The organism is Enterobacter sp. KB-221C9, assembly GCF_041320715.1.
Taxonomy (GTDB): domain Bacteria; phylum Pseudomonadota; class Gammaproteobacteria; order Enterobacterales; family Enterobacteriaceae; genus Enterobacter; species Enterobacter asburiae_D.
Genome location: NZ_JBGIWG010000030.1, coordinates 1 through 6,989, shown reverse-complemented (window position 1 = coordinate 6,989; position 6,989 = coordinate 1). Strand labels below are relative to the sequence as shown.

Below are 6,989 nucleotides of genomic sequence, written 5' to 3'. Positions count from 1 at the left end.
ACGCCGTAGCGCCGATGGTAGTGTGGGGTCTCCCCATGTGAGAGTAGGGAACTGCCAGGCATCAATTAGAAGAACCCCGTACCGTAAGGTGCGGGGTTTTTTGCTTTGTGCGTCAGAAAACATGCCGGATGGCGGCTTTGCCTTATTCGGCCTACAAAATCCACAGGCTCGACAAGCGGATCCCACGATAAAAAGAAACAAGAATACAAAGAAGGGATTTATAAACGCAGAAAAGCAAAAACCCAGCCATAGGCTGGGTTCTTTAAATAGTGGTGCCCGGACTCGGAATCGAACCAAGGACACGGGGATTTTCAATCCCCTGCTCTACCGACTGAGCTATCCGGGCAACGGAGCGCATTAAACCGCAATCGCGCCTTATCGTCAACATTATTTCGGGAAAAGCTGTTCAGTTGCTTAACTTTGCGGCAATCTGATGGTTTACGCGTCGAATACGGCAAATTTAACAGGTTCGCTTACGTCAACGCCCCGCCCATACGGCACTGAGCAAAGCGCAGGATATCTTCCGCCAGTCGGTGCGCCGTATCCACATCGGCCTGGCTACGGTTCACCAGCATGCGGCTGAGGCAGCCCTCCAGCACCAGCTCCATCTGTTTCGCCACCATCGCCGGATCATCGACCTCCAGCGTGGTCAGCAGCTCGTGGGTAAAGTCATGCGCTGCCCGTTTTTGCTGCTCCGCCAACTGGTGGACAGGATGGTCGGGATCGGGATAGAACGTACAGGCCGCAATAAACAGGCAGCCCGGATAGCGGTTGTTGCTGACGCATTCCGTCAGCGCGGTATAGCGCGCCAGCAGCTTTTGCTCTGCAGTCAGTTCTTCATTCAGCATCAGCTGCCTGCGCCAGATATCAACCTGCTGGCTGAGATAGCGCAGGGCATCATAGAGTAGCGCCTCTTTATCCGGCCAGAAGCGCTTAAGTTCATCCAGGGGATAATCGATACGGTCGGCTACCATCTCAAGCGTGGTGCTGGCGATCCCTTGAATCTCAAGTAGTTGCAGGGCTTGTCCCAGTACGTCTTCACGTTGCACGGTTATCTCCTCCGCTATTCCCAACGGTTTGTCCCGTTTAAAGTGTTGTTTACGGTTGGCGATTGCGCAAATGCGCGCTAAATGCCGCTGCATCCATAAACCCGGTTACACGCTGTTCTGGCTGCTCCTGGCCCTGTTGATTGAAGAACAGAATGGTTGGCAGCCCGAGCACGTTAAGCTGCTTCAGCAGAGCCTTATCCTGCCCATTATTGGCTGTGACGTTTGCCTGGAGCAAAACGGTCTCTTTCAAGGCGCTTTGCACCTGCGGATCGCTAAAGGTGTATTTTTCAAACTCTTTACAGGCGACACACCAGTCGGCATAGAGATCGAGCATCACCGGTTTGCCTTTTGCCTCTGCCAGGGCGCTGTTGAGTTCATCCACGTTTGTAATCTGAGTGAAGTTCAGATGCGCTTGCGTCTGACTCATCGGTGTGCCGAACGCCCAATCCTGCAGAGGGCGTACGCTCACCAGCGCGGCAGCCAGCAGCAGGATTTGCACCAGGCGCATCCATGGCCGTTTCGCCCCCAGGCTGACGATAAACGCCCAGGCAAAGAATGCTACGCCGAGCATCGCCCACAGGCGCAGGCCCCAGACGTCGCCGAGGATGCGCTCAAGGAGGAACACCGGTAGCGCGAGGATGACAAAGCCAAATGCGGTTTTCACCGTTTCCATCCACGGGCCGCTCTTCGGCAGCAGTCGATTGCCGAAAACCGTGACCAGAATCAGCGGCAGTCCCATGCCCAGGGCATACAGATACAACGTTCCGCCGCCGAGCAACATATTGCCGCTCTGGGCGATATAGAGCAGGATGGCGCTCAGCGGTGCGGTGGTGCAAGGGGAACAAATCAAACCGGCGATGGCTCCCATCGCGAATACTCCACCCGGCGAGCCACCCTGCTGGCGGTTACTCATTAGCGTTAAGCGAGTTTGCAGCGCAGACGGTAGCTGCAGGGTAAACAGGCCAAACATCGACAGTGCCAGCAGTATGAAGACAATCGACAAGCCAATAAGGACGTAAGGATGCTGAAGCGCAGCCTGGAACTGTAACCCGGCAGCGGCAACCACAAGGCCAAGGGCAGTGTAGGTCAACGCCATACCCTGCACGTAAATAAAGGCCAACAGCAGGGCGCGTGCGGTGGAAAGCCGTTGCTTACCGCCCAGCACGATGCCAGAGATGAGCGGATACATCGGCAGCACGCACGGCGTAAAGGCAATGCCAATGCCAATCAATAAGGCCCAGAGCGCTGAGAACGGAAGGTCTGCGCGGTCTTCGCTCTTCTCGTCCAGGGGGGGAGTGGAAACGGCAGCAGCCGCTTTCACTTCGCTGAGCGGAACAACCTTCGTCTCCGGCGGATAGCAGAATCCGGCATCCGCGCACCCTTGATAGGTGACGGTCAGCGTAGCGCCTTTATCCGCCTGATTCACCGTGACGGGGACGCTTAAGCGCTGGCGGTAGATTTCACTCTTGCCGTAGAACTCGTCCTCGTGCCACTCCCCAGCGGGCAACTGTAATGCGCCCACGTTTGCCTGGGCAGGGGTAATGCTCACCTGCTTGCGGTAGAGGTAATAACCCTCTTTCACCTGCCAGGTAAGATTGAGATCGTGCTGGTTTTGCTGAAAATCGAAAACAAACGCCTGGTCGGCAGGGATGAAGTTCGAACGGCCGGGCGCGTCAAACAACCCGGCAAAAACTGACGTGCTGCACAGCAGCAGGATCAGCGTAAGGAAGCGTTGAGCCATGAGAGATAGTCGTTATCGCCATGAACCACTGGCAAGACCAGCAGTTCCGGGGTTTGGTAAGGATGATGAGATTTGAGGCAGTCAAGCAGCGCCTGCTGGTTCGCCCGATTGGTTTTCAGCAGCATCTGGACTTCGTACTCCTGCTCCAGCTTGCCTTCCCAGTAATAAAGGGAGGTGGCGCCGGGGAGGAGCGTCACGCAGGCTGCCAGTTTTTCGGCCAGCACTTTGGCGGCGAGATCCTGGGCAGAGGCTTCATCAGGGGCGGTACACAGTACGACAACAGCATCAGGCGTGTTCACAAGTCGACCTCCTCATCACGAAAGGCTCACTATATCACGCAAGGCGGTTGGTCATTAATGAAACGGGCCGCAGAGCGGCCCGATTTTAACTATTTTTACAACCACTCACCGTTTACAGAACCACGCCGCCAATGATAAAGCCGAGGATCACGCAAAGTGAAATGGCGACCACGCCCGGGATCAGAAACGCGTGGTTAAACACATATTTACCGATACGGGTTGAGCCGGTGTCGTCCATCTCCACCGCCGCCAGCAGGGTTGGGTAGGTTGGCAGAACGAACAGGGCAGAAACCGCCGCGAAAGAGGCAATCGCGGTCAGTGGCGTAACGCCCAGCATCAGTGCCGCAGGCATCAGCGCTTTGGTGGTCGCCGCCTGGGAGTAAAGCAGGGTAGCGGCAAAGAACAGCACCACAGCCAGCAGCCACGGGTAGTTGTGCAGCAGGTCGCCTGCTACGGTCTGAATGTCGCTGATGTGCGCTTTCACGAAGGTATCACCAAGCCAGGCTACCCCGAGGACGCACACGCAGGCGCTCATACCGGATTTGAAGGTGCTGGCATTCAGCACTTCGCTGGTATCAATTTTACAGGTGATGCTAATCAGCGTCGCGATGGTCAGCATAAACACCACAATCGCTTCGTTACGCGGCAGAACCGGGTTCTGGATCAGGCCCACGGTATCGCTGATGGCGGTCGCGTAGAACATGACGGCGACAATACCGATCAGGAACAGCAGCACGGAGCGTTTCGCGTGCGGCTTCAGCTCGAAGACCTGGCTGCCGCGCAGCCTCACTTCACCCTTGGCAAGGCGTTCCTGATAAACCGGATCGTCTTTCAGTTCGGCGCCGAGGAAGTTACACAGCACGGCGGTGATCATCACCGCAATCAGCGTCACCGGGATACAGATCGCCAGCAGCGTCAGGTAGCTCACGCCCATCGGCTCAAGGATACCGGCGAAGAAAACCACCGCAGCGGAAATCGGCGAGGCGGTAATCGCAATCTGAGAGGCAACTACGGCAATAGAGAGCGGACGAGACGGACGGATACCCTGCTCTTTCGCCACTTCGGTAATCACCGGCAGCGTAGAGAAAGCGGTGTGGCCCGTACCGGCGAGAATGGTCATAAACCAGGTCACCAGCGGGGCAAGGAAGGTAATGTATTTTGGATGGCGGCGCAGCATACGCTCCGCCAGGCTCACCAGGTAGTCCATACCGCCTGCCACCTGCATGGCGGCGATAGCGGCAATAACGGCCATGATGATTTCGATAACGTCAAACGGGATTGCGCCGGGTTTAATCTGAAAGATAAGGGTAAGAACGAGCACCCCGAGACCGCCGGCAAAACCGATGCCGATACCCCCGAGTCTTGCTCCCAAATAAATCGCCAACAAGACGATGACGAGTTCTGCTCCAAACATAAGGACCTTCCTTGCTTATTAACAAGTTGATATTGAATTGTTGTATTTTGGTAACGCCTAAAAAGAAAAAAGGCACGTCACAAGTGACGTGCCTTAAGAAGCCTAGCCTGAACGGTTACTGTTCGCTTTCATCGGTATATCGTTTTGCTTTATATGCCGGGTGCATCAGGTTCTGGGCCGAGAAGATATCGTCCAGCTCAGCTTCGGTCAACAGCCCGCGCTCCAGCACTACTTCACGTACGCTCTTACCGGTTTCGGCGCAAATCTTACCGACGATGTCACCGTTGTGGTGACCGATGAACGGGTTGAGGTAGGTGACAATCCCGATGGAGTTATAGACATAACCCTCACAGACTTCTTTATTCGCTGTGATGCCGTTAATGCATTTTTCCAGCAGGTTGTAGCAGGCGTTCGTCAGGATGTGGATAGATTCAAACATCGCCTGGCCAATCACTGGCTCCATCACGTTCAGCTGCAGCTGACCCGCTTCAGAGGCCATGGTCACGGTTGTATCGTTGCCGATGACCTTGAAGCAAACCTGGTTCACCACTTCCGGCACAACCGGGTTCACCTTGGCTGGCATGATGGACGAACCCGCCTGCAGTTCTGGCAGGTTGATTTCGTTCAGGCCAGCGCGCGGACCGGAAGAGAGCAGGCGCAGGTCGTTACAGATTTTGGACAGTTTCACTGCCAGACGTTTCAGGGCGCTGTGTACCATGACGTAGGCGCCGCAGTCTGAGGTGGCTTCAATCAGGTCTTCAGCAGGCACAACCGGCAGGTTAGAGACTTCAGCCAGCTTCTGTACCGCCAGCTGCTGGTAGCCGTCCGGGGTGTTCAGACGCGTACCGATGGCGGTTGCGCCCAGGTTTACTTCCAGCAGCAGCTCGGAGGTGCGCAGCAGGTTTTTGGTTTCTTCGTTCAGCAGCACGTTAAACGCGTGGAATTCCTGGCCGAGCGTCATCGGCACCGCGTCCTGCAGCTGGGTACGACCCATTTTCAGGATGTCCTGGAACTCAACCGCTTTACGCTGGAAGCCATCGCCCAGCTGGTTGATCGCATCCACCAGCTTCACCACAGAGGCATACACCGCGATACGGAAGCCGGTAGGGTAGGCGTCGTTGGTGGACTGGCATTTGTTAACGTGGTCGTTCGGGTTCAGGTACTGGTATTCACCTTTCTGGTGACCCATCAGCTCCAGGCCGATGTTTGCCAGTACTTCGTTGGTATTCATGTTGACGGAGGTGCCCGCGCCGCCCTGATAGACGTCAACCGGGAACTGGTCCATGCATTTGCCGTTGTTCAGCACTTCATCGCAGGCCGCGATAATCGCATTTGCCGCGCTTTTAGGAATGGTTTGCAGCTCTTTGTTGGCCAGCGCTGCGGCTTTCTTCACCATCACCATGCCACGGACAAACTCAGGGATGTCGCTGATTTTGCTGTTGCTGATGTAGAAGTTTTCAATCGCTCTCAGAGTGTGAACACCGTAGTAGGCATCCGCTGGAACTTCCCTGGTACCCAACAAGTCTTCTTCGATACGAATGTTGTTTAACATGTGAACCTTCTTTTCAAGCTGCCGATGGATTGTACTAAACACACAGTATTTATGTGGTTTTGAATATTTTCTGGCCGACGATTATTCCCTCAATCAGCCAGATGCTCGAGATCATATGCTGATGATAGCGAATTGCCGTAAGCTGGATCACTTATTATCGAGCCGATTACATGATAATTATTAATCTGTGAAATGGGTCACCGCTTTAATATTTCCAAAAAAAATATCCGTGCAAACTGATTGAATTTTCGCTAACCGTCACCATTTCATACAAACGCGCGTCGCGAACACATTCAGACAGGGGCCCGACGGCCCTTGCCACACAGGAGATGCCAGTGCGCTGGATACCGTTTATTGCTTTCTTTCTCTATGTTTACATTGAGATTTCCATTTTCATCCAGGTTGCCCATGTGCTGGGCGTCCTGCTGACGCTGATTCTGGTGATTTTCACCTCCGTCATCGGCATGTCGCTGGTGCGTAATCAGGGTTTCAAAAATTTCCTGTTAATGCAGCAGAAGATGGCCGCAGGCGAAAGCCCGGCGGCGGAGATGATCAAAAGCGTATCGCTGATTATTGCGGGGCTGCTGCTGATCCTGCCGGGGTTCTTCACCGACTTCCTCGGCCTTCTGCTGCTTCTGCCGCCGGTGCAAAAACACCTGACCATGAAGCTGCTGCCGCATCTGCGCTTTAGCCGTATGCCGGGGGGCGGGTTCAGCACCGGGCCGGGCGATACCTTTGAAGGAGAGTATCAGCGTAAGGATGAACAGCACGACCGTTTAGACCATAAAGACGATCGGTGATTTTGTTGCCCGGTGGCGCTGCTGTATGACCGGATACATAGGTGACAGATCAGACCGGGAACATAGGTAACACTTTTTAGTCTATCCGGAGCACACTCTGGGTTTTTCGGTCATAGTACGCAAGCGTTATTCCG

Annotated in this window: 6 protein-coding genes and 1 tRNA gene; 1 reads left to right on the top strand and 6 read right to left on the bottom strand. The window is 54.8% G+C overall.

The window, feature by feature from the left end:
- Positions 1-270: 270 nt before the first annotated feature.
- From AB8846_RS23245 to aspA, 6 genes are all read right to left on the bottom strand, one after another.
- Positions 271-346: transfer RNA gene (locus AB8846_RS23245), tRNA-Phe, on the bottom strand.
- Between the two features lie 127 nt (positions 347-473).
- Positions 474-1,049, bottom strand: coding sequence for a transcriptional regulator (locus AB8846_RS23240; protein ID WP_063144120.1), 576 nt, complete (start codon positions 1,047-1,049; stop codon positions 474-476).
- 49 nt (positions 1,050-1,098) lie between these two features.
- Complete coding sequence (locus AB8846_RS23235) at positions 1,099-2,790, bottom strand: protein-disulfide reductase DsbD (RefSeq protein WP_370733775.1); 1,692 nt, start codon at positions 2,788-2,790, stop codon at positions 1,099-1,101.
- Positions 2,766-3,089 (bottom strand): divalent cation tolerance protein CutA, encoded by a 324-nt coding sequence (gene cutA, locus AB8846_RS23230; RefSeq protein ID WP_063144118.1) that lies wholly within the window; start codon positions 3,087-3,089, stop codon positions 2,766-2,768. The genes AB8846_RS23235 and cutA overlap by 25 nt, the downstream gene beginning before the upstream one ends.
- 112 nt (positions 3,090-3,201) lie before the next feature.
- On the bottom strand, positions 3,202-4,503 hold the full coding sequence (locus AB8846_RS23225; protein WP_023334226.1) for an anaerobic C4-dicarboxylate transporter: 1,302 nt from the start codon (positions 4,501-4,503) through the stop codon (positions 3,202-3,204).
- Positions 4,504-4,618: 115 nt separating this feature from the next.
- Positions 4,619-6,055, bottom strand: coding sequence for an aspartate ammonia-lyase (gene aspA / locus AB8846_RS23220; RefSeq protein ID WP_003855923.1), 1,437 nt, complete (start codon positions 6,053-6,055; stop codon positions 4,619-4,621).
- Positions 6,056-6,390: 335 nt separating this feature from the next.
- On the opposite strand from aspA, the gene AB8846_RS23215 reads away from it, so the two are divergent.
- A complete protein-coding gene (locus tag AB8846_RS23215) occupies positions 6,391-6,855 on the top strand; it encodes an FxsA family protein (protein WP_023334227.1) in 465 nt (154 codons plus the stop codon).
- Positions 6,856-6,989: the final 134 nt, after the last annotated feature.

What these genes read in the sequence shown, in the direction of transcription:
- AB8846_RS23225 (WP_023334226.1), bottom strand. Translation starts at nt 4,503, where the DNA reads ATGTTTGGAGCAGAACTCGTCATCGTCTTGTTGGCGATTTATTTGGGA.
- AB8846_RS23235 (WP_370733775.1), bottom strand. Translation starts at nt 2,790, where the DNA reads ATGGCTCAACGCTTCCTTACGCTGATCCTGCTGCTGTGCAGCACGTCA.
- aspA (WP_003855923.1), bottom strand. Translation starts at nt 6,055, where the DNA reads ATGTTAAACAACATTCGTATCGAAGAAGACTTGTTGGGTACCAGGGAA.